The 26,971-nt window shown below is 74.4% G+C and carries 25 protein-coding genes; 16 read left to right on the forward strand and 9 right to left on the reverse strand.

Annotated features, from left to right (window positions below):
* The first annotated feature begins 188 nt into the window (after positions 1 to 188).
* The 3 genes from ABT106_RS05720 to ABT106_RS05730 all read left to right on the forward strand — a co-directional run bounded on the left by ABT106_RS05720 (position 189) and on the right by ABT106_RS05730 (position 4,860).
* Positions 189 to 1,004 (forward strand): hypothetical protein, encoded by an 816-nt coding sequence (locus ABT106_RS05720; protein ID WP_351272801.1) that lies wholly within the window; start codon positions 189 to 191, stop codon positions 1,002 to 1,004.
* Positions 997 to 1,638: a class F sortase gene (locus tag ABT106_RS05725; RefSeq protein ID WP_351272803.1), complete on the forward strand. Its 642-nt coding sequence runs from the start codon at positions 997 to 999 to the stop codon at positions 1,636 to 1,638. Before ABT106_RS05720 ends, ABT106_RS05725 begins: the two co-directional genes overlap by 8 nt.
* 69 nt (positions 1,639 to 1,707) lie before the next feature.
* Entirely contained in the window at positions 1,708 to 4,860 is a 3,153-nt protein-coding gene (locus tag ABT106_RS05730) for a sacsin N-terminal ATP-binding-like domain-containing protein (RefSeq protein WP_502979231.1), read from the forward strand.
* Between the two features lie 42 nt (positions 4,861 to 4,902).
* Here ABT106_RS05730 and ABT106_RS05735 read toward each other — a convergent pair whose 3' ends face one another.
* Positions 4,903 to 7,368, reverse strand: a complete 2,466-nt coding sequence (locus ABT106_RS05735; RefSeq protein ID WP_351272809.1) for a cation-translocating P-type ATPase — start codon at positions 7,366 to 7,368, stop codon at positions 4,903 to 4,905.
* Between the two features lie 156 nt (positions 7,369 to 7,524).
* The gene (locus ABT106_RS05740; protein ID WP_351272812.1) at positions 7,525 to 7,848 is read right to left on the reverse strand and encodes a DUF2530 domain-containing protein; all 324 of its coding nucleotides are present in this window, start codon (positions 7,846 to 7,848) and stop codon (positions 7,525 to 7,527) included.
* A 128-nt stretch (positions 7,849 to 7,976) separates the two neighbouring features.
* Here ABT106_RS05740 and ABT106_RS05745 point away from each other — a divergent pair, with 128 nt between their 5' ends.
* Entirely contained in the window at positions 7,977 to 9,428 is a 1,452-nt protein-coding gene (locus ABT106_RS05745) for an NCS2 family permease (protein WP_351272814.1), read from the forward strand.
* A gap of 34 nt (positions 9,429 to 9,462) precedes the next feature.
* Here ABT106_RS05745 and ABT106_RS05750 read toward each other — a convergent pair whose 3' ends face one another.
* The gene (locus ABT106_RS05750) at positions 9,463 to 9,645 is read right to left on the reverse strand and encodes a hypothetical protein (RefSeq protein WP_030156886.1); all 183 of its coding nucleotides are present in this window, start codon (positions 9,643 to 9,645) and stop codon (positions 9,463 to 9,465) included.
* Between the two features lie 119 nt (positions 9,646 to 9,764).
* Here ABT106_RS05750 and ABT106_RS05755 point away from each other — a divergent pair, with 119 nt between their 5' ends.
* The 4 genes from ABT106_RS05755 to ABT106_RS05770 all read left to right on the forward strand — a co-directional run bounded on the left by ABT106_RS05755 (position 9,765) and on the right by ABT106_RS05770 (position 13,525).
* A complete protein-coding gene (locus tag ABT106_RS05755) occupies positions 9,765 to 10,202 on the forward strand; it encodes a MarR family winged helix-turn-helix transcriptional regulator (protein ID WP_351272818.1) in 438 nt (145 codons plus the stop codon).
* Positions 10,203 to 10,227: 25 nt separating this feature from the next.
* On the forward strand, positions 10,228 to 11,655 hold the full coding sequence (locus tag ABT106_RS05760; protein ID WP_351272820.1) for an MFS transporter: 1,428 nt from the start codon (positions 10,228 to 10,230) through the stop codon (positions 11,653 to 11,655).
* A 41-nt stretch (positions 11,656 to 11,696) separates the two neighbouring features.
* Positions 11,697 to 12,254 (forward strand): RNA 2',3'-cyclic phosphodiesterase, encoded by a 558-nt coding sequence (thpR, locus tag ABT106_RS05765; RefSeq protein ID WP_351272823.1) that lies wholly within the window; start codon positions 11,697 to 11,699, stop codon positions 12,252 to 12,254.
* 281 nt (positions 12,255 to 12,535) lie between these two features.
* Complete coding sequence (locus ABT106_RS05770; protein WP_351272826.1) at positions 12,536 to 13,525, forward strand: aldo/keto reductase; 990 nt, start codon at positions 12,536 to 12,538, stop codon at positions 13,523 to 13,525.
* 92 nt (positions 13,526 to 13,617) lie between these two features.
* Here ABT106_RS05770 and ABT106_RS05775 read toward each other — a convergent pair whose 3' ends face one another.
* Positions 13,618 to 14,346 (reverse strand): GDSL-type esterase/lipase family protein, encoded by a 729-nt coding sequence (locus ABT106_RS05775; RefSeq protein WP_351272829.1) that lies wholly within the window; start codon positions 14,344 to 14,346, stop codon positions 13,618 to 13,620.
* Positions 14,347 to 14,422: 76 nt separating this feature from the next.
* Between ABT106_RS05775 and ABT106_RS05780 the strand changes: the two genes are divergently transcribed.
* Positions 14,423 to 15,454: a WD40 repeat domain-containing protein gene (locus ABT106_RS05780; RefSeq protein WP_351272831.1), complete on the forward strand. Its 1,032-nt coding sequence runs from the start codon at positions 14,423 to 14,425 to the stop codon at positions 15,452 to 15,454.
* Between the two features lie 50 nt (positions 15,455 to 15,504).
* On the opposite strand, the gene ABT106_RS05785 is transcribed toward ABT106_RS05780, so the two are convergent.
* The gene (locus tag ABT106_RS05785; protein WP_351272833.1) at positions 15,505 to 16,422 is read right to left on the reverse strand and encodes a DUF3027 domain-containing protein; all 918 of its coding nucleotides are present in this window, start codon (positions 16,420 to 16,422) and stop codon (positions 15,505 to 15,507) included.
* A 334-nt stretch (positions 16,423 to 16,756) separates the two neighbouring features.
* Between ABT106_RS05785 and ABT106_RS05790 the strand changes: the two genes are divergently transcribed.
* From ABT106_RS05790 to ABT106_RS05805, 4 genes are all read left to right on the forward strand, one after another.
* On the forward strand, positions 16,757 to 18,133 hold the full coding sequence (locus ABT106_RS05790) for an MFS transporter (RefSeq protein WP_351272836.1): 1,377 nt from the start codon (positions 16,757 to 16,759) through the stop codon (positions 18,131 to 18,133).
* A 122-nt stretch (positions 18,134 to 18,255) separates the two neighbouring features.
* A complete protein-coding gene (locus tag ABT106_RS05795; protein ID WP_351272839.1) occupies positions 18,256 to 18,741 on the forward strand; it encodes a DUF2771 domain-containing protein in 486 nt (161 codons plus the stop codon).
* A gap of 13 nt (positions 18,742 to 18,754) precedes the next feature.
* The gene (locus ABT106_RS05800; protein WP_351272841.1) at positions 18,755 to 19,480 is read left to right on the forward strand and encodes a futalosine hydrolase; all 726 of its coding nucleotides are present in this window, start codon (positions 18,755 to 18,757) and stop codon (positions 19,478 to 19,480) included.
* Positions 19,467 to 20,321 (forward strand): 1,4-dihydroxy-6-naphtoate synthase, encoded by an 855-nt coding sequence (locus ABT106_RS05805; protein WP_351272843.1) that lies wholly within the window; start codon positions 19,467 to 19,469, stop codon positions 20,319 to 20,321. Before ABT106_RS05800 ends, ABT106_RS05805 begins: the two co-directional genes overlap by 14 nt.
* A gap of 81 nt (positions 20,322 to 20,402) precedes the next feature.
* On the opposite strand, the gene ABT106_RS05810 is transcribed toward ABT106_RS05805, so the two are convergent.
* The gene (locus tag ABT106_RS05810; protein ID WP_351272846.1) at positions 20,403 to 20,786 is read right to left on the reverse strand and encodes a cold-shock protein; all 384 of its coding nucleotides are present in this window, start codon (positions 20,784 to 20,786) and stop codon (positions 20,403 to 20,405) included.
* A gap of 178 nt (positions 20,787 to 20,964) precedes the next feature.
* Between ABT106_RS05810 and ABT106_RS05815 the strand changes: the two genes are divergently transcribed.
* Positions 20,965 to 21,216 (forward strand): hypothetical protein, encoded by a 252-nt coding sequence (locus tag ABT106_RS05815; protein WP_351272849.1) that lies wholly within the window; start codon positions 20,965 to 20,967, stop codon positions 21,214 to 21,216.
* A 30-nt stretch (positions 21,217 to 21,246) separates the two neighbouring features.
* Here ABT106_RS05815 and ABT106_RS05820 read toward each other — a convergent pair whose 3' ends face one another.
* Both ABT106_RS05820 and ABT106_RS05825 read right to left on the reverse strand, forming a co-directional pair.
* Positions 21,247 to 21,864 (reverse strand): HAD family hydrolase, encoded by a 618-nt coding sequence (locus tag ABT106_RS05820; protein ID WP_502979229.1) that lies wholly within the window; start codon positions 21,862 to 21,864, stop codon positions 21,247 to 21,249.
* Positions 21,865 to 21,956: 92 nt separating this feature from the next.
* Positions 21,957 to 23,000, reverse strand: coding sequence for a hypothetical protein (locus ABT106_RS05825; RefSeq protein WP_351272853.1), 1,044 nt, complete (start codon positions 22,998 to 23,000; stop codon positions 21,957 to 21,959).
* Positions 23,001 to 23,086: 86 nt separating this feature from the next.
* Between ABT106_RS05825 and ABT106_RS05830 the strand changes: the two genes are divergently transcribed.
* Both ABT106_RS05830 and ABT106_RS05835 read left to right on the forward strand, forming a co-directional pair.
* Positions 23,087 to 25,594 carry a helicase-associated domain-containing protein gene (locus tag ABT106_RS05830; protein WP_351272855.1) on the forward strand — a complete coding sequence of 836 codons (2,508 nt, stop codon included), beginning with the start codon at positions 23,087 to 23,089 and terminating at the stop codon, positions 25,592 to 25,594.
* Between the two features lie 60 nt (positions 25,595 to 25,654).
* Positions 25,655 to 26,245 carry a DUF4291 domain-containing protein gene (locus ABT106_RS05835; protein ID WP_351272858.1) on the forward strand — a complete coding sequence of 197 codons (591 nt, stop codon included), beginning with the start codon at positions 25,655 to 25,657 and terminating at the stop codon, positions 26,243 to 26,245.
* Positions 26,246 to 26,288: 43 nt separating this feature from the next.
* Here the strand turns inward: ABT106_RS05835 and ABT106_RS05840 are convergent, their stop codons facing one another.
* Positions 26,289 to 26,831 (reverse strand): DoxX family protein, encoded by a 543-nt coding sequence (locus ABT106_RS05840; RefSeq protein ID WP_351272860.1) that lies wholly within the window; start codon positions 26,829 to 26,831, stop codon positions 26,289 to 26,291.
* Positions 26,832 to 26,971 lie beyond the last annotated feature (140 nt).

The raw sequence follows: 26,971 nt of genomic DNA on the forward strand, positions 1-26,971 counted from the left end.
CCCAAAAATCGCGGCAAACAGCCCGCAAACGGCACTACCGCGGCCCCCGCGCGACCTGCGGCTTCATGCCGGGGGACCTTCGGCAGGGGCCTCCTTTGACCCTCCGGAGGGCCGCAACCAAACCGCCCAGGATGTCCCTCATGTCTGGTGTGCCGGGAAAAACCCCGGCCCGTTCAGGAGGAAACCTCATGCGCAAGGCACTCACCCTCTCGGCGATCGTCCTCGCCTCGTCGATGGCCCTCGGCGGCGCCGCCACCGCGTTCGCGGCCGACACCCCTGTTCCTGCGGGCAGTTCCAGCCCCACCACCGACGGCACCACCACCGACGGCCACGCCCACGCGGCCGCCGCGGGCCTCACGCTGTCGGCCCCCAGCGCCAAGCCGGGCGCCTCCGTCAGCTTCCAGATGGACGTTCCCGACGGCTCCACACACCTCTCCGTCTCCTCCAAGGCCCTGGCCGACGTGAGGATGACCGACGGCCGCGGCGGCACCGCCACGGTCTCCGACGTCAAGGCGGGCGACTACGGCGTCTCCCTGACCGGCACGGGCCCCGACGGCGCCAAGCTCCAGGCCACCGCGCAGCTGCGCGTCACCGCGGACGCCCCGGCCCCCAAGCCCACCCCGCGGCCCTCCGCCCTGAACCTGTCGACCGACTTCGGCCGCCCCGGCGACAAGGTCGTCGTCACCGTCAAGACCGCCGAGAAGAACGCCTTCGTGACGTCCGGCGCCTTCGGCGGCCAGGTCAACCTCAAGAGCGACGGCAAGGGCGCCTTCACCGGCACCGCCACCGTCGCCAAGGACGTCAAGTCCGGCTACTACGGCGTGCACGCCTTCGCCGGCGGCAAGGAGTTCGACGTCGTGAAGTTCTCCACCGAGGCCAAGGCCGGTCCGGCCCCGCGCCACGACGTCAAGCCGCTGGACCCGAGCCTGCACAAGACCCCCAAGGGCTCCGTCAACACCGGCCAGGCCCCCGCCGGTCTCCTCCCCGAGACCAGCAATGCCTGAGCCCACCACGCTCCGCCAGGGCGGCCGCACCGGCCGCGCACGCCGTACGGCCGCCCTGGCGGGGGCCTCGGCCCTCGCCGCCGTCCTCGCCGCCGGCTGCTCCGCGGGCAGCGCCGGAGCCGCCGACGGCGCGGGCCACGCCCCGGCCGGCGCGAGCTCCGCGGCCCCGCTCCCGCCGTCCGTCCCGGACCGGGTGAAGATCCCCGATCTGTCGGTGAACGCGCCGCTCGACACCGTCGGCCTGGACGCCGAAGGCGTCATGCGGGAGCCCGACTTCGCCAAGCCGCAGGACGCCGCCTGGTACAAGGAGGGACCCACCCCCGGAGAAGCGGGCGCGGCCGCCGTCGTCGGCCACATGGACACCCCGCAGACCCCCGAGGCCGTCTTCTACCACCTCAAGGAACTGAAGAAGGACCAGAAGATCGAGATCCACCGCACCGACGGCACCACCGCCGTCTTCGCCGTGGACGCCGTCGACACCTTCAAGAAGGACGCCTTCCCCACCGACAAGGTCTACGGGGACACCCACGGCAAGGCCGAACTGCGCCTCATCACCTGCGGCGGCGACCTCACCGCCGACCGCCACTGGGACGCCAACGTGGTGGTGTTCGCCCACCTCACGGGCAAGGTCTGACCCCGTACGCGATACCTTCAGGGCTCGGCATTCCCGAATGCAGTACGGCTTGGAGGCAGTGGCGTGAACGTGCGAGTGACGGCGGCCCAGAACGGCGTGGACCCCTTCGGCACGGCCCGGCTGCGGCGCGGGGTGCTCGACGCCTGGGGCGCGGGCCCCGCCCGCTTCCGGGAGGACGCCAACGCCGAGGAGGACCTGGCGCTCGGCGGCTACCGCGACCGGCTCGTCATCGAGCTGGCGCAGAACGCCGCCGACGCCGCGGCCCGCGCCGCGGTCCCCGGCCGGCTGCGGCTCACCCTGCACCCCGGCGAGGGCGGGTACGGCGTCCTGGCCGTCGCCAACACCGGCGCCCCACTGGACGCCACCGGCGTGGAGTCGCTGAGCACCCTGCGCGCCTCCGCCAAGCGGGAGTCCACCGGGTCGGGCGACACCGTCGGCCGGTTCGGCGTCGGCTTCGCGGCCGTCCTCGCGGTCTGCGACGAGCCGGCCGTCCTCGGCCGCCACGGCGGGGTCCGCTGGTCGCTGGCCGAGGCCCGCGAGCTGGCCAGGGGGGCCGCCGTCGGCAGCCCCGGGCTCGGCGACGAGCTGCGCCGCCGCGACGGCCATGTCCCGCTGCTGCGGCTGCCGCTGCCCGCCGAGGGCACCGCGCCCGACGGCTACGACACCGTCGTGGTGCTCCCACTGCGCGACGCGGCCGCCGAGGACCTCGTGGCACGGCTGCTCGCCTCCGTGGACGACGCGCTGCTGCTCACCCTGCCCGGGCTGCGCGAGGTCGTCATCGACACCCCGTCCGACGGCGCCCGCACCCTCTACCGCCGCGACGAGGGCCCGTACACCGTCATCGAGGACTCCGCCGCCGGCACCAGCCGCTGGCGCACCGTCCGCCACGGCGGCCCCCTCGAACGCGCCCTGCTGGCCGACCGCCCGGTCGAGGAGCGGCTGCGGCCCACCTGGGCGGTGTCCTGGTCCGTACCCGTCGACGCCGACGGCGCCCCCGTGCGCCCCGCCACCGCCCCCGTCGTGCACGCCCCGACCCCCACCGACGAACCGCTGGGCCTCCCCGCGCTGCTCATCGCGACCCTGCCCCTGGACCCCACCCGCCGGCACCCCGCTCCCGGACCGCTGACCGACTTCCTCGTGGAGCGCGCGGCCGACGCCTACGCCGAACTCCTCGGCACCTGGGAGCCGGTGACCACCGCCCTCGTCGACCTCGTGCCCGGCCCGCTCGGCAAGGGCGAGCTCGACGGCGCCCTGCGCGCCGCCGTCCTGCAGCGCCTTCCCCGTACGGCCTTCCTCGCCCCCGCCGTCCCGCCCGCCCCCGACGAGGACCGGGCGGGGCAGGACGACGGGGCCGAGGCGCGGGCCGCCCTGCGCCCCTTCGAGGCCGAAGTGGTGGAGGGCGCGGGCGCCGACACCGTACGCGTCCTCGCCGAAGTCCTGCCGACGCTGCTCCCGGCCGGCCTGGAACGGCGCGCCGAGCTGCGCGCCCTGGGCGTGGGCCGGCTCCCGCTGGGCGACGCCATCGAGCGGATCGCCGGGATCGAGCGCACCCCCGACTGGTGGCACCGGCTCTACGACAGCCTCGCCGGGGTGGACCCCGACCGGCTGTCCGGGCTGCCCGTCCCGCTGGCCGACGGCCGCACCGCGATCGGCCCCCGGCACATCCTGCTGCCCGGCACGGACACCCCCGACAACCTGGCCCGCCTCGGCCTGAAGGTGGCCCACCCGGACGCCGCGCACCCGCTGCTGGAGAAGCTCGGCGCCCTCCCGGCCACCCCGCGCGCGGTCCTGACGACCCCGCAGGTGCGGGCGGCCGTCGCCGCCTCCCTGGACGCCGGGGACATCTGGGACGAGGACGCCGACACCCTGGACGCGGACGAGCTGGCCGAGGTGGTCCTCGGCCTGGTCCGCGACGCCGACCTCGCCGCGGGCGACGAGCCCTGGCTCGGCGCGCTCGCCCTGCCCGACGAGGACGGCGAACCGACCCCGGCGGGCGAACTGCTGCTGCCGGGCTCGCCGCTGGCCTCGGTGATCCGCGAGGACGAGGTCCCGTACGTGGACGCCGACCTGGTGGACCGGTGGGGCGCGGGCCCGCTGACCGCCTGCGGAGTGCTGGCCGAGTTCCAGCTGGTGCGCGCCACCGACGTGGTCCTGGACCCCGACGAACTGGAGCCCCGCGACGGCGACTTCGCCGAGCCCGACGACGCCGGCCTGCTGGACGCCGTGGACGTGTGGTGCGAGGACGTACTGGACCAGCTGCCGGACACCCCGGTGCCGCCGGTGGCGACCGAGCTGGTCGCCGTGCGCGACCTCGACCTCGTCGACGACGACTGCTGGCCGCAGGCCCTCGCGATGCTCGCGCGGCCGCCGCTGCGCGACGCGCTGACCCAGCCCGTACGGATCCTGCTCCCGGACGGCACCACGCGGTCGGTGCGCCCGTACACCGCCTGGTGGCTGCGCGACCACCCGGTGCTCGACGGCCGCCGTCCCGCGGGCCTGCGCTCGGCGGGCGGCGACCCGCTGCTCGCGGGGCTCTACACCCCGGCGGACGCCACCGGGTTCGAGGACGAGCAGGTGCTGCGGGCCCTCGGCGTACGCACGACCGTGCCCGCCCTGCTGGAGGAGCCCGGCGGCGCGGCCGAGCTGCTGGCCCGCCTGGCCGATCCGGACCGCGAGGTCACCGACCGGCAACTGCACGGCCTGTACGGGGCGCTGGCCGACCTGGACCCCGAGCAGGTCACCCTGCCGGACGAGCTGCGCGCGGTGGTGGACGGCGAGGTCCGGGTGGTCGACGCGGCCGACGCCGTCATCGCCGACGCCCCGGACCTGCTGCCGCTGACGGCGGGCCTGCCGCTGCTGCCGGTCGCCCCGGCCCGGGCGGCGGACCTGGCGGAGCTGCTCCAGGTGCGCCGGCTGTCGCAGACGGTCCCGGCGGAGGTGAGCACGCCCGGCGAGGAGCACGACGTACCGGAGTCGGTACGGGTCCTGCTCGGCCCGGCCACCCCCGCGGGCTACCTGGAGCACGAGGAGCTGATCGCGGGCGGCACCGAGCTGGACTGGCGCCGCACCCCCGACGGCACCGTGCACGCGGCCACGCTGGAGGGCGTGGCGGCGGGCCTGGCCTGGGCGGCCGGCCAGTGGCCCCGCCGCTTCGAGGTGGCGGCCCTCCTGGAGGACGCCTCCCGCACGGCGGAACTGGCCCGCGACCGCTGGTTCGACTGACCCCGCCCGCCCCCGGCCCCACGAGGGGCCGGGACTGCGGGTCTAGGCGGGGAATCTGCGGTCGACCCAGCGGAAGGTGAACTCGATCAGGGTCGCCGCGGCGGCCGCGATGGCGACCGCGATCCACGGCATCGTGGTGCCCACCAGCTTGAGCTGGAAGAACTCCTGGAGCCACGGCACGACCAGGACGATCAGGAACGCCAGGCCCATCGCGCCGACCAGCCCGACCCGCCACCACGTGTACGGGCGGGCGATGATCGCCAGGACCCACATCGAGGTCAGGAACAGGGCCAGCGTCGCCGCGCTGGTCTCCGCCTTCAGGGCGTCCGGGCCGGTGTAGTACGAGCGGGCGACCAGGTACGTCACGAAGGTGGCCGTGCCCGCGATGACGCCGCCCGGGATGGCGTAGCGCATCACCCGTTTCACGAAGTGCGGCCTGGCCCGCTCCTTGTTCGGCGCCAGCGCGAGGAAGAAGGCCGGGATGCCGATCGTGAGGGTGGACAGCAGGGTCAGGTGGCGGGGCAGGAAGGGGTACTCGACCTGCGAACAGACCACGAGGACGGCCAGCAGCACCGAGTAGACCGTCTTCGTGAGGAAGAGGGTCGCGACCCGGGTGATGTTGCCGATGACCCGGCGCCCTTCGGCGACCACCGAGGGAAGGGTCGAGAAGCTGTTGTTCAGCAGCACGATCTGCGCGACCGCGCGGGTGGCCTCCGAGCCCGATCCCATCGAGACGCCGATGTCGGCGTCCTTGAGCGCGAGCACGTCGTTGACGCCGTCGCCCGTCATGGCGACCGTGTGGCCGCGGGACTGGAGGGCGGCGACCATGTCCCGCTTCTGCTGCGGGGTGACGCGGCCGAAGACGGCGTTCTCGTCGAGGGCCTTCGCCATCTCCTCCCGGTCGGTGGGGAGCGTGCGGGCGTCGACCGTGTTCTCCGCGCCCGGCAGCCCCAGCTTGCCGGCGACCGCGCCGACCGAGACGGCGTTGTCGCCGGAGATCACCTTCGCCTTGACGCCCTGGTCCTCGAAGTAGCGCAGCGTGTCGGCCGCGTCGGGGCGCAGCCGCTGCTCCAGGACGATCAGGGCGGTGGGCCGCACGCCGGTGGTGACGGCCGCGTCGTCGAGTTCGCGGCCGGAGCGGGCGAGGAGCAGGACGCGCAGGCCCTGCTCGTTGAGCCCGTTGATCTCGTCGAGGGCCGCGTCGCCCGCCGGGAGGAGCACGTCGGGGGCGCCGAGCAGCCAGGTGTTGTTCTCGCCGTCGCCCTCGCTGAAGCTGGCGCCGCTGTACTTGCGGGCGGAGGAGAACGGCAGGGACTCGGTGCAGCGCCACTCGGCGCTGTCCGGGTAGGCGTCGATGATGGCCTGGAGGCTGGCGTTGGGGCGGGGGTCGGACTCGCCGAGGGCGCCGAGGACCTTCTTGACGTACGCCGGGTCCGCGCCGCCGAGCGGGCGGAGTTCGGTGACGTCCATGCCGCCCTCGGTGAGGGTGCCGGTCTTGTCGAGGCAGACGACGTCCACACGGGCGAGGCCCTCGATGGCGGGCAGCTCCTGGACCAGGCACTGCTTGCGGCCGAGCCGGATGACACCGATCGCGAAGGCGACGGAGGTCAGGAGCACGAGCCCCTCGGGGATCATCGGGACGATGCCGCCGACGGTCCGGGCGATGGAGTCCTTGAGGTTGTTGTCCTTGACGATCAGCTGGCTGATGATGAGGCCGATCGAGGTCGGGATCATCATCCAGGTGACGTACTTGAGGATGGTGGAGATGCCGGAGCGCAGCTCGGAGTGGACGAGCGTGAAGCGGGAGGCCTCTTCGGCCAGCTGGGCGGCGTACGCCTCGCGGCCGACCTTGGTGGCGGTGAACGCGCCGCCGCCGGCGACGACGAAGGACCCCGACATGACGGGGTCGCCGGGCTTCTTCAGGACCGGGTCGGCCTCGCCGGTGAGCAGGGACTCGTCGATCTCCAGCCCGTCGGCCTCGCCGACGGATCCGTCGACGACGACCTTGTCGCCGGGGCCGAGCTCGATCACGTCACCGAGGACGATCTCGGAGGTGGAGATCTCGGCGGTCCGGCCGTCGCGGCGGACGCTGGGCTTGGTCTCGCCGATGACGGCGAGACCGTCGAGGGTCTTCTTGGCGCGCAGTTCCTGGATGATGCCGATGCCGGTGTTCGCGATGATCACGAAGCCGAACAGGCTGTCCTGGATGGGCGCGACGAACAGCATGACCACCCACAGCACGCCGATGATCGCGTTGAAGCGGGTGAAGACGTTGGCGCGGACGATCTCGGTGGTGGAGCGCGAGGAACGCACGGGGACGTCGTTGACGTCGCCGCTCGCGACCCGTTCGGCTACTTCGGCGGTGCTCAGTCCCCCCGGCTTGAATCTGGGGGCGGGCAGCCGCATCGGGTGTACGGGATCCAGCTCGGCCCCTGCGTCGATGGCGGTCCCGGCGGCCGGGCCGCCCGGCTCCGGTCCATCGGATTCGATCCTCGCCCGCTGCGTCATGCTCTCGACGGTAAAGGGCGTTCGAACGCTTCACCCGCCGAGCGGACCGAAGATCCGACCTGGGGATGACCCGAATCGTTCCCTGGTCTCCCCCGGCCGCCGCGGCCGGGCCGGTCAGCCCCAGGCGGTCGGCCCCCGCCGGTCAGCGCCCGCCGCTCAGCCCCCGGCGGCCGGCCCGCCCGGCCCGGCGCCTTCGTCGGACCCCGCCGACGCGGCGGCCTCGGCTTCGGCCGCCGCCTCCGCGTGGCGCTTCAGGGCCGCCTCGCGGCCGCGGACGTACCAGATGCCGATCAGGCCGAGGACGCCGCCGGCCGCGCAGGTCCACACCCACCACAGCTGGCCGCGGTCGGAGAACCACCCGTAGAAGGGGAGCTGGACGAGGAAGAGGGCGAACCAGATGACCGTGCCGCCGGTGACGGTGGCGACGACCGGACCCTCAAGGGGCTCGGGCGCCTCGTGCCGCGCTGTCCATTTCGCCATGCGGCAAGTCTAGGCCGGTTGCGGCAGGGTCTACGCGCGGAGATGGACGCTCCTTCGTTCATGTGTTCATACTGAAACGGTGTGGGCGTGGCCCATTTTCTTCGTATGAACCACCCAATGAGGACCGTATGAGCACCCCGGCCCCCGCCACCACGCCCACCACCCCGGAGCCCCCCTCGGGGGAGAGCGGACTCGACCGCTACTTCAAGATCTCCGCGCGCGGCTCCACCGTGGCCCGCGAGGTCCGGGGCGGTCTCGCGACGTTCTTCGCGATGGCGTACATCATCGTGCTGAACCCGATCATCCTGGGCAGCGCGAAGGACATGTACGGCCACCAGCTCGACGGCGGCCAGCTCGTCACCGCCACCGTCCTGACGGCCGCCTTCTCCACCCTTCTCATGGGTGTCATCGGCAACGTCCCGATCGCGCTGGCCGCGGGCCTCGGCGTGAACACCGTGGTCGCCCTCCAGCTCGCCCCGCGCATGAGCTGGCCCGACGCCATGGGCATGGTGGTCCTGGCCGGTTTCGTGGTGATGCTGCTCGTCGCCACCGGCCTGCGCGAGCGGGTCATGAACGCCGTCCCGCTGGGCCTGCGCAAGGGCATCGCCATCGGCATCGGCCTGTTCATCATGCTGATCGGACTGGTCGACTCGGGCTTCGTCTCCCGCATCCCGGACGCCGCGCACACCACGGTCCCGCTCCAGCTCGGCAGCGACGGCCACCTGCACGGCTGGCCCGTGCTGATCTTCGTGGTCGGGACGCTGCTGACCCTGGCGCTGATCATCCGCAAGGTTCCGGGCGCGATCCTGATCTCCATCGTGGCCATGACCGTCGCCGCGGTGGCCGTCCAGCTGATCACGGACCTGCCGGCCGAGGCGTGGGGCCTGACCGTTCCCGAGTGGCCCGGCAACCCGGTGGCCGCGCCCGACTTCGGGCTCGTCGGCCAGGTCAGCCTGTTCGGCGGCTTCGGGAAGGTCGGGATGCTGACCGGCGTCCTGTTCGTCTTCACCGTCCTGCTGTCCTGCTTCTTCGACGCCATGGGCACGATCCTCGGCGTCGGCGACGAGGCGAAGCTGATCGACAAGGACGGCAACTTCCCCGGCATCAACCGGGTCCTGCTGGTCGACGGCCTGGCCGTCGCCTCGGGCGGCGCGACCTCGTCCTCCGCGACCACCTGCTTCGTGGAGTCCACCGCCGGCGTCGGCGAGGGTGCCCGTACGGGCTTCGCGAACGTCGTGACCGGCGGCCTCTTCGCCGTGGCGCTGTTCCTCACGCCGCTCGCCACCATGGTCCCGTCCCAGGCCGCGACCCCCGCCCTGCTGGCGGTGGGCTTCCTGATCCTGGCGGGCTCGGTCAGGGACATCGACTGGAGCGACTTCACCATCGCCGTCCCGGCCTTCCTGGCCATGGTGATGATGCCCTTCACCTACTCGATCACCAACGGCATCGGCATCGGCTTCGTGAGCTTCTGCGTCCTGCGGCTGGCGACCGGCCGGGGCCGCGGTGTCCCGGTGGCCATGTACGTCGTGGCCGTGGTGTTCGTCTTCTACTACGCGATGCCGGCCCTCGGCCTCACGTGACCGGCCCGCGCCGGTTCCGTCCCGTCCCACCTGATCAGGTGAGCCCGTAGAACTTCTCCGTCTCGTCGACGGCCGCCTTGAAGCGCTCGTCGAAGTCGTCGCGAATGAGCGTCCGGACCACATAGTCCTGGACGCTCATTCCGCGTTTGGCGGCATGAGTCCGGAGCCTGTCGAGGAGCTCCCCGTCTATGCGCATGCTCAGCACATGTGTCCCCATGCCGAAAGAGTCGGGGCACAGGGCGTGGACGCGTGCCGCTTTCCGCCGCCGACTCACCCGTACGAGTGACGAAAAACAACCGGTGTTCCTTAGCGAGAGTAATGAGTTACTCTAAAGACATGCATGACCTTTCCCATGGCGACGACGCTGCCGCCGTGAACGATCTCCGCTCCGCCGTCATGCGCCTGGGCCGGCGCCTGAAGCACCAGCGCGTCGACGAGTCGCTGAGTCCGACCGAGATGTCGGTACTCGGCACCCTCGCCCGGTGCGGCCAGGCCACCCCCGGCGAGCTGGCGCGGCGGGAACACGTCCAGCCGCCGTCGATGACACGCATCGTCGCGCTCCTGGAGGCGAAGGGACTGGTCACGCTGGAGCCGCACCCCGACGACCGCCGCCAGAAGGTGGTCCGCCAGACCGAGGAAGCCGAGGCGATGCTCGAGGAGAGCCGCCGCAAGCGCAACGCCTTCCTGGCCGGGCTCGCGGCCGAGCTGACCGAGGAGGAGTGGGCCAAGCTGCGCGAGGCCGCACCCGTCCTGGAGAAGCTCGCCCACCTGTAGGAACGACGCCAGGAGGCGAACGCTTTTGAGTACGGGAACCGGAGCAGACTCCGCACCCGGCCACATATCCACCCCGACGACCGCCACCGGTGGCACCACCGCCGGAGCGACCGCCGCATCCGCGGAACCCGCCGTATCCGGCGCCTCCGCGGCACCCGGAGCAGGCTCCGCACCCGCGGCCAAGAACTCCATGTTCAGCTCGCTGAAGATCCGCAACTACCGGCTCTTCGCGACCGGCCAGGTGGTCTCCAACACGGGCACCTGGATGCAGCGCATCGCCCAGGACTGGCTGGTCCTGTCCCTGACCGGCTCCGCCTCCGCGGTCGGCGTGACCATCGCCCTGCAGTTCCTGCCGATGCTGATGTTCGGCCTCTACGGCGGCGTCCTCGCCGACCGGCTGCCGAAGCGCCCGCTGCTGCTCGCCACCCAGAGCGCCATGGGCCTCACCGGCGTCGCGCTCGCCGTACTCACCCTCGCGGGACAGGTCCAGGTCTGGCACGTCTACCTCGCGGCCTTCCTGCTCGGCCTCGTGACCGTCGTCGACAACCCGGCCCGCCAGACCTTCGTCCCCGAGATGGTCGGCAAGGACCAGGTCGCCAACGCCGTCAGCCTGAACTCGGCCAACTTCCAGTCCGCGCGGCTGGTCGGCCCGGCGATCGCCGGTGTGCTGATCACCGCCGTCGGCTCCGGCTGGGCCTTCCTGCTGAACGGGCTGTCCTTCGCCGCGCCGATCGCCGGACTGCTGCTGATGCGGACCTCCGAGCTGCACCCGGTCGAGCCCCGGCCCCGTGCCAAGGGACAGCTGCGCGAAGGACTGCGGTACGTCGCCGGGCGCCCCGAGCTGGTCTGGCCGATCGTGCTGGTCGGCTTCATCGGCACGTTCGGGTTCAACTTCCCGATCTGGCTGTCGGCGTTCGTCAGCGAGGTCTTCCACGGGGACGCGGGCACCTACGGGCTCTTCAACACCCTGATCGCCGCCGGCTCCCTCGCGGGGGCGCTGCTCGCGGCCCGGCGCGGACACTCCCGGCTCCGGCTCCTGGTGGCCGCCGCCGTGCTGTTCGCCGCGCTGCTGACCGTGACGGCGTTCGCGCCCGGCTTCTGGCTGTTCGCCGCGCTGCTGGTGCCGATCGGCGTCTTCGGCCTGACGGTCAACGTCACCGCCAACTCCAGCGTGCAGATGGCCACCGACCCCGAGATGCGGGGCCGGGTCATGGCCCTGTTCATGATGGTCTTCACCGGCGGGACCCCGCTGGGCGCCCCGCTGCTGGGCTGGATCACGGACACGTACGGCGCCCGGATCGGCATGGCGGCGGGCGGCGTGATCTCGCTGGTCGCCTCCGTGGCCATCGCCGTGGTGCTGGCCCGCGTCGGCAACCTGCGCCTGCGGGTGAACCGGCACGGGGTCTCCTTCGTGCCCTCGCCGCGCCGCCGCGAACTGGTCACGGCCGCCTGACGGGCCCGGGGCGCGGGCGGCGGCGCCGGTAGGGTCGCAGGATGAGACTGTTCGCCGCCGTACTCCCGCCGCCGACGGCCGTCGCCGAGCTGGCGCAGGCCGTACGGCCGCTGCGCGACGACCGGCTGACGTGGACGGCGGAGGCCGGCTGGCACTTCACGCTCGCCTTCATGGGCGAGGTACGGGACGACGTGCTCCCGGACCTGCACGCCCGGCTGGCGCGCGCCGCCCACCGCACCGCCCCCTTCGGCCTGCGGCTGCACGGCTCCGGGCACTTCGGCGACCATGCCCTGTGGGCCGGGGCCGCCGGAGGGCTGGACGGGCTGCGGATGCTCGCCGAACGGGCCGACGCGGCCGCCCGGCGGGCCGGCGTACCGATGGAGCAGCACCACCGCTACACCCCGCACCTCACCCTGGCCCGCGGCCGCCACTCCGCCACCCCCCTGGGCCCCTACCTCGACGCCCTCGCCGGCTTCGAGGGCGCCCCCTGGACGGCCGACACCCTCAGCCTGGTCCGCAGCAACCTCCCCGTCGACGGGGTGCCGGGCGAGCAGCCCCGCTACGAGACCGTCGGGGCCTGGCCGCTGACCGGCGGCTGACCCGGCTGGTCCACGGGCGCCGAGGGCCGTGCGGGGTCCTGCGGCGGGCCGGGTTAGTCTCGACGGGTGGATCCCAAGACCAGAAACCGCGTCATGGCGGGTGTGCTCGTGCTGATGTTCCTCGTCGTGGCCGTGGCGGCGGCCGTCGGCCAGTAGCCCGCCCGCGCCCCCCGAGTCCCTCCCGCGTCCCTGCCGGGCCCCGCCCTGCCCGCACCGCGGGAGCCCCGGGTTCGCGAGGTGCTCTTGCCTGGAGTGGACTCCAGGCAGTTGGCTTGTGCCCCATGAAGTACACGCAGCTCGGACGCACGGGACTCAAGGTCAGCCGACTCGTTCTCGGCACGATGAACTTCGGCCCCCAGACAGACGAACCCACCAGCCACGGCATCCTCGACGCCGCGCTCGACACGGGCCTGAACTTCGTGGACACCGCCAACGTCTACGGGTGGGGTGACAACAAGGGCCGTACCGAGGAGATCCTCGGCACCTGGTTCGCCCAGGGCGGCGGCCGCCGGGACAAGACGGTCCTGGCCACGAAGGTGTACGGGAACATGGCCGGCGAGGGAGACCCCTGGCCCAACCACGACCGGCTGTCGGCGCTGAACATCCGGCGGGCCGTCGAGGCCAGCCTGAAGCGGCTCCAGACCGATTACATCGACCTCTACCAGTTCCACCACATCGACCGCCGGACCCCCTTCGAGGAGATCTGGCAGGCGGTCGACGTCCTGATCCAGCAGGGGAAGGTGCTGTACGCCGGGTCGTCGAACTTCCCCGGGTACAAGATCGCCCAGGCGAACGAAGCCGCCGCCCGCCGCGGCGGTGTCGGCCTGGTCAGCGAGCAGTGCCTCTACAACCTCGCCGAGCGCCGGGCCGAGATGGAGGTCATCCCCGCCGCCCAGGAGTACGGGCTCGGGGTCATCCCGTGGTCCCCGCTGCACGGCGGCCTGCTCGGCGGCGTGATCAAGAAGGAGGTCCAGGGCGGCCGCCGCGCCTCCGGGCGCTCCGCCGACGCGCTGGCGAACACGTCCGTACGGGCGCAGGTGCAGGCGTACGAGGACCTGCTCGACAAGCACGGCCTGGAGCCCGGCGAGACGGCGCTGGCCTGGCTGCTGACGCGCCCCGGGGTCACCGGCCCGATCGTCGGCCCCCGCACGGCCGAACAGCTGGAGAGTGCCCTGCGCGCGCTCGAACTGGAGCTGAGCGAGGAGCTGCTGACGGCCCTGGACGAGATCTTCCCCGGCCCGGGTGCCTCCCCGGAGGCGTTCGCCTGGTAGGCGGGCCCCTACGGCGTACCGCGGCCGCCGCCCTCTCGCCCCGGGGCGGCGGCCGCGCGGGCTCCGGTCAAGTCGGCCCCGGAACGGGCCCGTTACGGCCGCGCGGCCGGGCGGTAGGGGCCGCCGAGGCCCCAGCCCTGGTGCAGGACGGCAGCGAACTCGCCGGCGATGCGGTGCTCCCCGGAGGCGTTGGGGTGCGTGCCGTCGTAGGTGTCGTGGTCGATCTCGTACGAGGCCGGGCGCGCGGCCAGCAGGATCGGCGAGGCGTCGGTGGTCAGGTCGGCCACGGCCTTCGCCAGCAGCTCGTTGAAGCGGGCCACCTCGGCGGCGAACGGCGCGTCGTGCCGGGCGCGGACGTTGGGTATGACCGGCAGCAGCACCATCCGCACGGCCGGACGGGCCTCGCGGGCCGCGGCGACGAACCGGCGGACGTTCTCGGCGGTCTGGTCCGCGCGGGTGTAGAAGCCGAGGTCGATCAGGCCGAGGGAGACGAGCAGGACGTCCGCCCCGGCGGCCCCGGCGGCGGGGCCGATCAGGGGGGCCATGTGCTGCCAGCCCTCGCCCCAGCCGGCCAGGTGGCGGCGAGCCTCCCGGGGGAAGTCCGGGCCGGCGTACCCCTGGCGGGCGGGCGGACCGGCCGCGGGTCGATCGGCGGCGGGCGCCCCGGCGGCGGCGCCGTCGTCGTACAGCGTGGTGCGCGGGCCGACGATCTCGAAGGGCCCGCCGAAGGCGGCGCCGAGGTGCTGCCACATCCGGTAGCGCCAGGTGTAGTCGCCGGCGCGTCCGATGGTCATGGAGTCGCCGACGAACATGAAACGCATCCGGTCATCATCGCGGATCACCCGCCGGGCGCCCCTGTGATGCCGGACACGCCGTCCGGGCTGGCAGGCTTGGGGCATGCGCCTGCTGCCGTCGACCGCCGCCCTCACCGCCGCCCTGGCCGGCTGCCTCGTCCTCCTGCCGGGAGCCGCCGCCGCCGCGGAGTCGCCCGGGGCGGCCGGGTTCACCCTCTCCGACCCGCGGATCAAGGAGTCGAGCGGGCTCGCGGCCAGCCGGGCGCACCCGGGCGTGTACTGGACGCACAACGACAGCGACGACGGCCCGTACGTGTACGCCGTGGACTCGGCGACCGGCCGTACGGTGGCCCGGCTGGCTCTGACGGGCATCGGCAAGCCGCGCGACGTCGAGGCGATCTCGCTGGGGCCGGACGGGCAGCTGTACGTCGGGGACATCGGGGACAACCTGGGCGGAACCTGGGACCACGTGTGGATCTACCGGTTCCCGGAGCCGAAGGAACTGCGCGACGCCACCGTCAAGGCCGAGCAGTTCACGGTCACTTACGCCGACGGGCCGCGCAACGCCGAGTCCCTGATGGTCCATCCGGTGACGGGCCGGGTGTACATCGCGAGCAAGGACGAGCAGAGGGGCGGCCTGTACGAGGGCCCGGAGCGGCTCGTGCCCGGCGACGGCCGGAACGTGTTCCGGCGGATCGCCGACGCCCCGTGGGTCACGGACGGGGCGTTCTCACCGGACGGCACCCGGCTGACGCTGCGCGGGTACTTCACGGCCCGGACGTACGGGTGGAAGGACGGCCGTCCGCAGGGCGAGGGCGAACGGGTGGACGCGCCCTGGCAGGGGCAGGCCGAATCGGTGACGTACACCGCGGACGGCCGGACGCTGATGTTCGGCTCCGAGGGCGCGGACAGCCGGGTGGTGGCCGTACCGGTGGCGCGGGATCCGCGGCCGGCGCCGGGGAAGACGTCGGAGGGAACCCCGGGAGAGGCGTCCCCGGAGCCGGGCGCCACGGCCGCGGGCGGTCAGCCGACGGCCGGGGAGGGCGACTTCACGAAGGGCGCCCTGGTCCTGGGGGCGGGAACCGTCCTCGTCCTCGCGGCGAAGCGGCTGCTGGGCCGCCGCGCCCCGAAGTAGCCCGGCCCCGGGGGCGGCCCCGGAACCGCGCCGGAACCGCGCCGGAGCGGTTACGAGTGGCCGAGGTCCGCGGCCGGGAGGTCCGCGACCGGCACCGAGCCGGTGCCGGAGGCGGGCCGCAGCGGGAACTCGTCCGAGGCCACGGAGTCCAGCACGTGCGGCGCGGGCCGCAGCGGCTTCGGCATGACGGCGGCCTCCGAATGGCCCCCGCACCCGTACGAGAGGGACACCAGGCGGCCGTCCGCCGGACCGAACTCGTTCGCGCAGACGCCGAAGGCCTGCCCGAGGGAGCCGCCGATCGCGACGAGGAACCCGCACGACACGCACGACGCGGGCGCCGCCTGCGCCATCGGGGTCTTCGCTCCGAAGGACTCGTCCCAGCGGTCGGCCGCGCTGTGCAGCCCGTACCGCGACAGGACCCGGGCGCGCCGCATGCCGAGTTCCTCGGCGACGGAGGTGATGGACCCGCGCACCGGGACCACGGCGCGGTCGGTGACGTCCGCGTCCTCCGCCTCGACCAGTTCGGCCATCTCGGCGGAGACCACCGAGTTCGGCGGCGGGGCGTCCTCGCCCGACCAGCCGGGCTCCAGCCGCAGGTCCTCGGCGTCGGTGGGCAGCAGGTCGCCGGGGCCCATGTCACCGGGGCGCAGCCGCTCGCTCCACGGCACCCATTCGGGGGCGAGCAGCGCGTCGTCGCCGGGAAGCAGCACCGTCTCGTCGAGCGTGACGTTCTTCGCGCGGGAGGCGCGGGTCACGGTCACGGCCCAGCGCCAGCCCCGGTAGCCCGGTTCCTTGCACTCGAAGAAGTGGGTGACGACCCGGTCGCCCTCCGCCACCGCGGTCACATGCGCGCCCACCACGCCGGGGAAGGCGGCCTCCTCGGCCGCCGACCGGGCGAGTTCTACCGCCTCGACGCACAGGCGGTCGGGGGTACGCGGGGTACGGCTTCGCGTCGTCGCAGCACTCACTGGTCTCGTTCTCTCCTACGCCGTCTCACGAGTGCGCCGTCCGTACTGTCGTCCACAACGACCCGTCGGTCTGTCCGTACGTGGCGCGGGCGGAGCGGACCAGAGGGCCGCGTCGACGTCCGCACCCGATCGGCCTCGGGCGCACCTAACTGCGATCCATTCTGCGGGATCGCGAAGAGGCGCGCGGCCAAGAGCAACCGCCGGTGGCGCGCTACGCACGCTACCTCCTCCGGCGCCTTGGGCCCACATGCAAGGTCCGATTCGCGGACAAGCCACCGCCCGGCGGCACCCCGCGACGCGCCGGGAGGCATCCGGGGGGGCCAAGTGGGGCAGTATGGGCCGGGTGGCACCCGTACGGTCGTCCGATGACGGCTCGGGACCGGCCAAGAGGGCCGGCCGGGCTCTGGGGCGTGCCCTGCACCGGCCCTTCACGGGGACGGCGCGCGGCATCCGGCGGGCCACCCACGCGCACGGGGCGGGCGAGTCGGGCCTCGGCAAACTGATCGAACTGCACGCGATCAACGGCGCCGGCGACGTGATGATCACGGTGGCGCTGGCCTCGACGGTGTTCTTCTCCGTACCCACGGACGAGGCCCGCGGCCGGGTCGCGCTGTACCTGGCGATCACGATGGCCCCCTTCACCCTGCTGGCCCCGGTGATCGGCCCGCTCCTGGACCGGCTGCCGCACGGGCGGCGGGCCGCGATGGCGGCCGCGATGCTCGCCCGGGCCCTGCTGGCCGTGATGATGTCGGGCGCGGTGGCCACGGGCGGGCTGGAGCTGTATCCGGCGGCGCTCGGCGTCCTGGTGGCGTCCAAGGCGTACGGCGTGGTGCGCAGCGCCGTGGTGCCGCGCCTCCTGCCGCCGAACTTCTCCCTGGTCAAGGCGAACTCCCGGGTCACGCTGGCCGGTCTGCTGGCCACGGGCGCCGCCGCGCCGGTCGCGGCGGGACTGCACGCGATCGGCCCGCCGTGGCCGCTGTACGGGGCCTGCGCCATCTTCATCTGGGGGACCTTCGCCGCGTTCACGCTGCCGCACAAGGTGGACGAGGCGAAGGGCGAGCGCCGGGCCCGGCTGTCCACGCACGAGGCGCACTCCCCCAGGCCGGGGCTGCGCACGGTGGGTCCGTCGGTGCTGTGCGGGCTCCTCGCCAACGCGTCGATGCGCGGGCTGTCCGGGTTCCTGATCTTCTTCCTGGCGTTCCTGCTGCGCGAGCACCCGCTCGCGGGGCAGAGCGCCGCGGTGTCGCTGGGGATCGTGGGCGTGTCGGCGGGCCTGGGCAACGCGTGCGGTACGGCGGTGGGCGCGTGGCTGCGGGCCCGCGCCCCCGAGGCGATCATCGCGGCCGTGCTGTGCCTGACGCTCGCGGTGGCGGTGCTGGCGACGGTCTTCTTCAGCGGGCTGTTCGTGGCGGTCCTCGGGGCCACGGCGGGCTTCTGCCAGGCGCTGGCGAAGCTCTCCCTGGACGCGATGATCCAGCGGGACGTGCCCGAGGCCGTCCGCACCTCCGCGTTCGCCCGTTCGGAGACGCTGCTCCAGGTGGCGTGGGTGCTGGGCGGTGCGATCGGCATCGCGCTGCCGCTGAACGGCGCGCTGGGCATGGCCGTCGCGGCGGTGGTGGTGGCGCTGGGCACGGCGATGGCCCTGCGGGGCCTGCGCTCCGCACCCCGGCACCACCAGCACGGCTCCTCCTCCCGCCCGAGGGTGGCGTGACGGGGGACCGCCGCCCGGCGGGGGCCGCGCCGCCCCGGCGGAGCGGGACCCGCGCCGCGCCGCGGACCACCGGCGGGACCCCGTGCGGCGGCTCGGCCCACCGGCCCGATAGCCTTCGGCTCATGACCGCACCGCTTTTCTCGGGTAGGGCCCGCCGCAGCGTCGCGGCCCTCGGAGCCGTTTCCGCCGGCCTCCTCCTCCTCTCCGCCTGCGACAAGCCGACACCGCTGGCGACCGTGACGGTCGGCACCACCACGGTGTCCGCCGAAGCCGCCTGCCACGACGGCAAGGAGCTCTCCATGGAGAAGGTCCAGGAGTGCCTCACCAACCTGAAGGACGCCAAGGCCGTCTCGTACGCCCGCGGCGACACCCTGCGCCTGGGCGTCGAGCCCGATGTCGTCGAGGACGGCAAGCAGTGGCAGGCGGTCCTGGACGGGCAGCCGATCACCGAGCCCTCCTCGAACACCTACCGCAGCTTCCCGGGCGCCGACGTGTTCGCGACCGGCGGCCAGGGCGAGGCCCCCACGTCGAAGAAGCTGGCCTTCGTCCAGGTCGGCAGGGACGGCAAGCCGCTGGCCGTCTGGTCGTTCAACCTGAAGCTGAAGTAGCCGGGCGGCCGGGGTGCGCGCGCTCGTCGTGACCGCGGTGGCGGCGGAGGCGGACTCCGTCGTGGCCGGTCTGACCCCTCATCCGGACACGCCCGGCCCCGAGCCCCGCACCCTTCCCGGCGGTTACCCCCTCACCCGGCGGGACCTCCCGGGCATCGCCCTCGACGTGCTCGTCGGGGGCGTCGGACCGGCGGCGGCCGCCGCCGCCACCGCCACCGCCCTGACCCTCACCGGCTACGGCCTCGTCATCTCCGCCGGCATCGGCGGCGGGTTCGCGCCCGCCGCCCCGCCCGGCTCCCTCGTGGTCGCCGACGCGATCGTCGCCGCCGACCTGGGGGCGGAGACCCCCGAGGGGTTCGTGGACGTGGCCGCCCTCGGCTTCGGGCGGGCCGTGCACCTGCCGCCCGCCGAGCTGGCCGCGCTGGCCGCCGAGGCCACCGGGGCGCTGCTCGCGCCCGTCCTGACCGTCTCCACCGTCACCGGCAGCGCCGCCCGCGCCGCCGAGCTCGCCGTACGGCACCCGCAGGCCGGAGCCGAGGCCATGGAGGGCTTCGGGGTGGCGGAGGCCGCCGCCGCGCACGGGCTGCCCGTGCTGGAGATCCGTGCCGTGTCCAACGCGGTGGGCCCGCGCGACCGCGACGCCTGGCGGATCGGGGAGGCCCTCGCCGCCCTCGCGGACGGGTTCCGCGCGCTGGGACCCGTACTCGTCCATTGGGGAGAACGCCATGAGCACCGGTGACGGCCCGCTGCGGATCGCGTATTCGCCGTGCCCGAACGACACCTTCGTCTTCGACGCGTGGGCGCACGGCCGGGTGCCGGGCGCGCCCGGCCTCGACGTCACCTTCGCCGACATCGACGTCACCAACGGCATGGCCGAGCGCGGCGAGCTGGACGTGCTGAAGGTGTCGTACGCGGTCCTGCCGTGGGTGCTGGAGGAGTACGCGCTGCTGCCCTGCGGCGGGGCGCTGGGCCGCGGCTGCGGCCCGCTGGTCCTCACCCGCGAGCCGGGCGCGGACCTGGCCGGCAAGACGGTGGCCGTGCCGGGCGAACGCTCCACCGCCTACCTGCTGTTCCGGCTGTGGGCGGCCGACGTCCTGCCGGACGGGGTCGGCGAGGTGGTCGTGCTGCCGTTCCACGAGATCATGCCGGCGGTGCGCGACGGCCGGGTGGACGCCGGACTGGTCATCCACGAGGCCCGGTTCACCTACCGGGACTACGGGCTGCACCGCCTGGCCGACATGGGTGAGCACTGGGAGTCGACGACCGGGCTGCCGATCCCGCTCGGCGCGATCATCGCGAAGCGGTCGCTGGGCGCGGAGCGGCTGCGCGCGCTCGCCGAGTCGGCCCGTACGTCGGTCCGGATGGCCTGGGACGACCCGGAGGCTTCCCGGCCGTACGTCCGCGCGCACGCCCAGGAACTCGCCCCGGACGTCGCCGACCAGCACATCGGGCTGTACGTCAACGAGTTCACCGCGGACCTCGGCGACGCGGGCTACGCGGCGGTGCGCGGACTGCTGACCCGGGCGGCCGCCGAGGGGCTGGTACCGGCCATCCCGTCCGGCGCGCTGGACTTCCCCTAGCCGTCGCGGCCGTTCGCACCGCCCGGACACGACGGTGCCCCGCCGCTCTCGCGAGGGCGGGGCACCGTCGTGCGCGGGCGCTCAGACGTCGAGCTGGTCGGCCACCGCGCGCAGCAGTCCGGCGATCTTCGTGCCGTGGGCCCTGTCGGGGTAACGGCCCCGCTCCAGCATCGGAGTGATGTTCTCCAGAAGGGTCGTGAGGTCCTGCACGATGGAGGCGAGCTCGTCGGGCCCCCGCCGCTGGGCGGCCGCGACCGACGGTGCCGGGTCCAGCACCGTCACCGAAAGCGCCTGGTCACCGCGCTGGCCGGCGACCACTCCGAACTCGACGCGCTGGCCGGGCTTGAGCGCGTCGACCCCGGCGGGGAGCACCGACGAGTGGACGAAGACGTCGCCGCCGTCGTCGCGGGAGAGAAAGCCGAAGCCCTTCTCACTGTTGAACCACTTGACCTTGCCGGTAGGCACGTCCGTCCTCTGTCCTTGTGCTCGTCGGGGTCCGGTATGCCGTGTGACGGCTCCGGGCAACAGCGCGGCGGGCCATGGATGACCCGCCACCTCAAGGCTAATGGCCGGGGTCCGGGTGACAAGTCGATACCCGGACCTTCGCCGTCGGCTGCTTCGGCCAGGGAACTACCCTGGTGAGGTGACTGTTACTCCTCATTGCGACGAAGCGCGGCCCGGCGACGGACTCGTCAAGGCCGGCGGCATCGTGTTCATCGCCGGTGCCGTGGCCACTCTGGCCACGATGGCCCCGCTGTTCCTGGACGTCGACCCGTTCCCCCCGTACGCGTGGGCCGTGTGCATGCTGATGGGCGTCGGCTTCGCGATCTCCGCGGCGGGCGTGTTCCGCTCGGCCGCGGCCCAGCGGAGGGCGGCGCGGGCCTCGCAAGCCTGAGCCGGGCGGAGGAGGGGCGGGCCGCCTGGCCTACGCCGGGCGGCCGGCGACGTATGCCGTGAGCCACCGCGGCAGCGCGGTGAGGTCGGGGAGCACCACGTCCGCGCCCGCCTCCCGCAGTTCGGCCTCCGGGCACGGGCCGGTCGGCACGGCCACCGACAGCGCTCCGGCGGTCCGGGCTCCGCGTACGTCACCGACGTGGTCGCCGACGTACACCTGCGCCCCGTACTCGCGCAGCGCGCCCGCCTTGGCCTCCGCCCACAGCCAGCCGATGACCGCGTCCGGCTCGATTCCCAGGTGCTTCAGGTGCAGCCGGGCGCTCGGCTCGTGCTTGGCGGTGACGACGATCGCCCGCCCGCCGAGCGCCCGGACCGCGTCGACCGCCTCGCGGGCGCCCGGCATGGCCGGCGTCGGTCCGATGGCGTGTGTGGGATAGATCTCCCGGTAGCGGTCGGCCACGGCCGGGATCTCGTCCGCCGGGAACCAGTGCGCGAGCTCCTCCTCCAGGGGCGGCCCGAGCCGGGTGAGGGCCGCGTCGGCGTCGATGAACGTGCCCGTTTCGGCCGACAGGGCCCGGTAGGCGGCCTTGATGCCGGGACGCGAATCGATCAGGGTCATGTCGAGGTCGAAGCCGACGGTGAGGTTCATACCGGCCATTGTGCCGAGCCCCCGGCGGGCGCCCAGCCCCAGGACCCCGGCCCCCGCACCCCGGGGCGGCGCACCGGCCCCCCGGCCCGGCGTCAGCGTCTGCGGGCCCGCCACACCAGGTACAGCGCGGAGGCCACGCCCGCCGCCCGGAGCAGCCACGGCCCCATCCCGTGCAGGACCTCGCTCAGCTGGTCCTCGGCCAGGGTCTCGCCCCACTTGCCGTTCATCCGGCCCCACAGCCACACCCCCGCCCCCGTCAGCACCGCCCCGGGCGGCCCGAAGACGGCCCACTTGTGCTCCCCGGGCCGCAGCACGCGCGAGGCGTACGGCAGCAGCCAGCCGACGACCAGCAGCAGCCAGTAGCCGCTGACCACCCCGGCGACGAGGACGGCCGCGGCCAGCAGCAGGAAGGCGTTCGGCTTGGGGCGGGCCGGGACGGCGGCGGTCTCGGCCACCACCGGCGCGGCCTCCTTCGCCGCCCGCTTCGCGCGCCGCCGCTCGCGCAGCAGCCGGGCGACGGCCCGGGCGCGCGCCTCCGGCGGGCCGGACGGCTTGCCCGGCCCGCCGGCGGCCCCGCCCCCGGCCGCCTCCCCGGCCCCGGCCTCGTCCTCGTCCTGCGGCCCCTCCTTGAACAGGTCCGGGATCTCGATGCCGCCCGCGAAGCCGTCCACCTGCGGGCCCGCCCCGTAGGAACCGGGCGCGACGCGCCACCAGTCGGGCTCCACCCCGTCGGAGGGCCCGAGTTCGTCGAGCCCGGCCAGGTGCGGCGGCACGTTCTCCGGCTCCGCCTCCGGGCGCGGCGGCACCGCCTTGCGGCGCAGCCGGCCCGGGCCCCGCTGGGCGGGCACCGCCGGACCCGGGTCGAAGGCGGCCGGGGCGACGGCCCGGCCGCCGGGCGCCGTGCCGGACAGCGTGCCGAGGGTGTCGAGGACCTCCTCGGGCGTCCCGATCCGCTCCAGGATGCGGCGCACGGCGGCCGGGGTCTCCGGGTCGAACTTGGCGCGCCGACGGTCGATCTCGTCCCGCAGCCCCGCCACGAGCCGCATCCGGTCGCCGGAGTTCAGGTGCCTGCGCTGCGCCAAGTCCCCGACCCGGCTCAGATATTCGTAGACCAGATGGTCGCTTTCGATCCCCATGCCCCGGCTCCTCCCGTACCACCTGTGCCGAAGGTAGCGCGTGCGCCCGTGGAGCTGTCGCGGGCGCAGCGGATACCGTTGGCCGGATGGGGACCGGCCGACTGACCGGCCGACGCGACCAGGAGGCGACTGTGCCCGAGGCAAGCACCGCAGCGGGAGACGCCCCCGGCGGCTCCGCGGGGAGCGCCGGGGCGGGCGCCCCGCGCTCGCTCGCCGAGGCGCTGCGCTCCCGCGACGACACCGCGCTCGCCGCGCTGCTGCGCGCGCGCCCCGACCTGCTGAGCCCGGTACCGGGCGACGTGACCCAGCTGGCCACCCGCGCCGGCACCCGGGCCTCGGTGGTACGGGCGCTGGAGCGCCTCGACCGCTTCGCACTCCAGACGGCCGAGGCGCTGGCCGTGGCCCCGGACCCGTGCCCGTACCCGGTGCTGGAGTCGCTGCTCACCGGCGAGAGGGGCACCACCGGCGAGGACAACGGGGCCCGCGCCGCGCTCCCCCGGGCCCTGGCCACCCTGCGCGAACAGGCCCTGGTGTGGGGCGACGAGGAGCGGGTGCGGCTGGTGCGCACCGCCCGCGAGCTGCTGGCTCCCTCGGCGCAGCGGCCCTCCCCGACCGGCCTCGGGCCGACCGTCGCGGAGGCCACGGCCGGGATGTCGCCGACCCGCGTGCAGGAGATCGTGTCGGCCGCCGGGCTGCCCGCCACCCACGACCCGGTGTCCGCGGTCTCCGCGCTGACCGGGCTGTTCACCGACCCGGAGCGGATGTCCGCCCTGCTCGACGAGGCTCCGGCCGAGGCCCACCAGGTGCTGGGGCGGCTCGTGTGGGGCCCGCCGTACGGGGAGGTGACCCCGAACCCGACCGCTCCGGTGCGCTGGCTGCGCGACCGGGGGCTGCTGCTGCCCGCCTCGGCGCGGACCGTCGTCCTGCCGCGCGAGGTGGCGCTGCACCTGCGCGGCGGGCTCGCGCACCGGGACACCGCGCCGCTCGCGCCGCCGGTGCCCGTACACCGCGAGCACCGTCCACAGCTTGTGGACGCGAACGCCGCCGGGCAGGCGATGGCCGCGCTGTCGACCGTCGAGGAGCTGGTGAAGTCCTGGGAGTACGCCGGTCCGGCGGTGCTGCGGGCCGGCGGGCTGTCCGTACGGGACCTCAAGCGGGCCGCGGCCACCCTGGACGCCACCGAGGCCGCCGCGGCGTTCTGGGCCGAGCTGGCGTACGCGGCCGGGCTGCTGGCCGGCGACGGCGAGGCGGACGAACGCTACGCCCCCACCCCCGCCTTCGACACCTGGTGCGAACTGGCGCCCGCCGAACGGTGGTCGGCCCTCGCGGCGGCCTGGCTGCCCGCCACCCGCACCGCCGGGCTCGTCGGCGAACAGGACGCCAAGGGCCGCACCCTGTCGGCGCTCGGCCCCGAACTCGACCGCTCCGCCGCCCCCGAGGTGCGCCGCCGCGTCCTGGAACTCCTCGCCGGGCTCCCCGAGGGCGGTGCCGGCGCCCCGGACGCCCTGCTGGCCCGGCTCGCGTGGGAGCGCCCCGTACGCGGGACGAGCGACCTGCGGGCCCGCCTCGCCCGCTGGGCGCTGGACGAGGCCGAAACCCTGGGCGTCACCGGCCGGGGCGCGCTGTCCGGGCCGGGCCGCGCCCTGCTGGAACACCGCGACCCGGCGCCGCTGATGGCCCCGCTGCTGCCCGAGCCGGTGGACCACGTCCTGCTCCAGGCCGACCTGACGGCGGTGGCCCCCGGCCCGCTGCGGCGGCCGCTCGGCGACACCCTGGCGGTCCTCGCGGACGTGGAGTCCAAGGGCGGGGCGACGGTGTACCGGTTCACGCCGGGCTCGGTGCGGCGCGCCCTGGACGCCGGGCACACCGCCGTCGACCTGCACGCCTTCCTCAAGGAGCACAGCCGCACCCCCGTCCCGCAGCCGCTCGCGTACCTGATCGACGACGTGGCCCGGCGGCACGGGCACCTGCGGGTCGGGGCGGCCTCCTCGTACGTGCGGTGCGACGACGACGCGATGCTGGGCGAGATCCTCGCCGACAAGCGCTCGGCCGGGCTGGGCCTGCGCCGCCTCGCGCCGACCGTGCTGGCCGCGCACTGCGAACCGGGCGCCCTGCTCGACGGGTTGCGGGCGATGGGATACGCGCCGGCCGCGGAGTCCCCTACGGGAGACGTCCTGGTGGGCCGGGCCGACGCCCACCGCAGCCCGGGGCGCGCGGCGCCCGTACCGGTGCCGGAGGGGCCGCCGGTGCCGGACGCGACGCTGCTGGGGGCGGCCGTACGGGCCATCCGCGCGGGCGACCTGGCGGCGACGGCGGTCCGCAGGGAACCGGCGCCCTCGGCGGGGGTGCCGGGCGGACTGCCGCGCACGAGCGCGGCGGAGACCCTCGCGACGGTCCAGGCGGCGGCGATGACGGGCTCGGCGGTGTGGATCGGCTACGTGAACGCCGACGGCGCGGCGAGCCAGCGGGTCCTCGCCCCGGTCCGGGTGGAGGGCGGCTTCGTGACGGGCTACGACCACACGGCGGACGAGGTCCGCACGTACGCGCTCCACCGGATCACGGGCGTGGCGGAACTGGAGGAGGACCACCTCTGACCCCGGCCCGGGCGGGGAAAACCGGTGGTCCCGCCGGGAGGCGCACCGCAGGGTGGGGGCATGCACGACGTACCCCCGCGCCAGATCCGCGCGGCCCACACCGCCACCACGGTCACCGTCTACCAGGCGTACGCCCCCTCGCTCGGCCTGCCCGCGGCCCGCGACGGCCGCTTCCCGCCCGCCTGGAAGCGGGAGCGGATGACGTGGGTCAAGCCGTCGTTCCTGTGGATGATGTACCGCTGCGGCTGGGCCACCAAGGCCGGCCAGGAGACGGTCCTCGCCGTCGAGATCACCCGCGACGGCTTCGACCGGGCACTGGCCGGCGCCTGCCTGTCCCACTACTCCCGCGGAGTCCACGCCGACCGCACGGCCTGGCGGCGGGCCCTGCGGGAGTCCTCGGCCCGGGTCCAGTGGGACCCGGAGCGGGACGTACGGCTCGGCCCGCTCCCGTACCGCTCGCTCCAGCTCGGCCTGTCCGGGCCGTCCTGTCGCGCGTACGCCGACGCGTGGACGGTCTCCATCCGCGACGTGACCCCGCTGGCCCGGGAGGTCCACGGCCTGCTCCGGTCCGGGGACGAGGCGGCCGCGCGGGCCCTGCTGCCCGCGGAGACCCCGTACCCCTCGGGGCCGCTGGAGCACCTGGGCGCGTAGGGGGTGTCCGGCCGGTCGTGGAGGAGGCGGAAGGGCGGAGGAATCAGTCCCGGAGGAGCAGGACGACGCATCCCGCGACGACGCCCAGCAGCAGGGCGAGCAGGGAGTAGCGGGGCCGGGACTCGCGCAGCACCGGGAGGTAGTGGTCGACGGCGAAGCGGCCCGGCCCGGTGAGGGTGAGGGCCACGACCGCGGCGAACAGCACCACTTCGAGTTCCACGCCCTTGGGCGGGAAGTAGGCGCCGAGGCCCCGGAGGTCGAGGATGTTGATGAAGATGCCGGTCAGGGCCGCTCCGGCGAGCGGGGTGAGCAGACCGAGGGCGAGACCGAGGCCGCCCAGGGTTTCGGAGAGGCCGGCGATGACGGCCATCGCGTCCCCGGCGGGATAGCCCGCCCTCGTGAAGCCCTTGCCGGTCGCGGTGAGGCCCGGGCCGCCGTACCAGCCGAAGAGCTTCATCACGCCGTGGCCGGCCATGCTGAGGCCGACGACGAGCCGGAGCAGGAGCAGGCCGGTGTCGTGGGTGAGGGTGGTGGCGGGAGCCGTGGAGGTGCTGAAGAGCGTGCGGTCCCAGCTTGTCTGCGTCATGAGGGTCCGTTCCGAGATCGCCTGGCAGCGACGGCCACCGTACGACGCCCGCCGCGCCGGCCCCGCCGCAACATCGGCGTCCGCCCCATCGACCGCTGCCGTCTACCCGTTCGGCCGCAGAACACCTGCCCGATCCGGCG

The sequence above is a fragment of the Streptomyces sp. NPDC002044 genome (genome assembly GCF_040296725.1).
GTDB classification, from domain to species: domain Bacteria; phylum Actinomycetota; class Actinomycetes; order Streptomycetales; family Streptomycetaceae; genus Streptomyces; species Streptomyces antarcticus.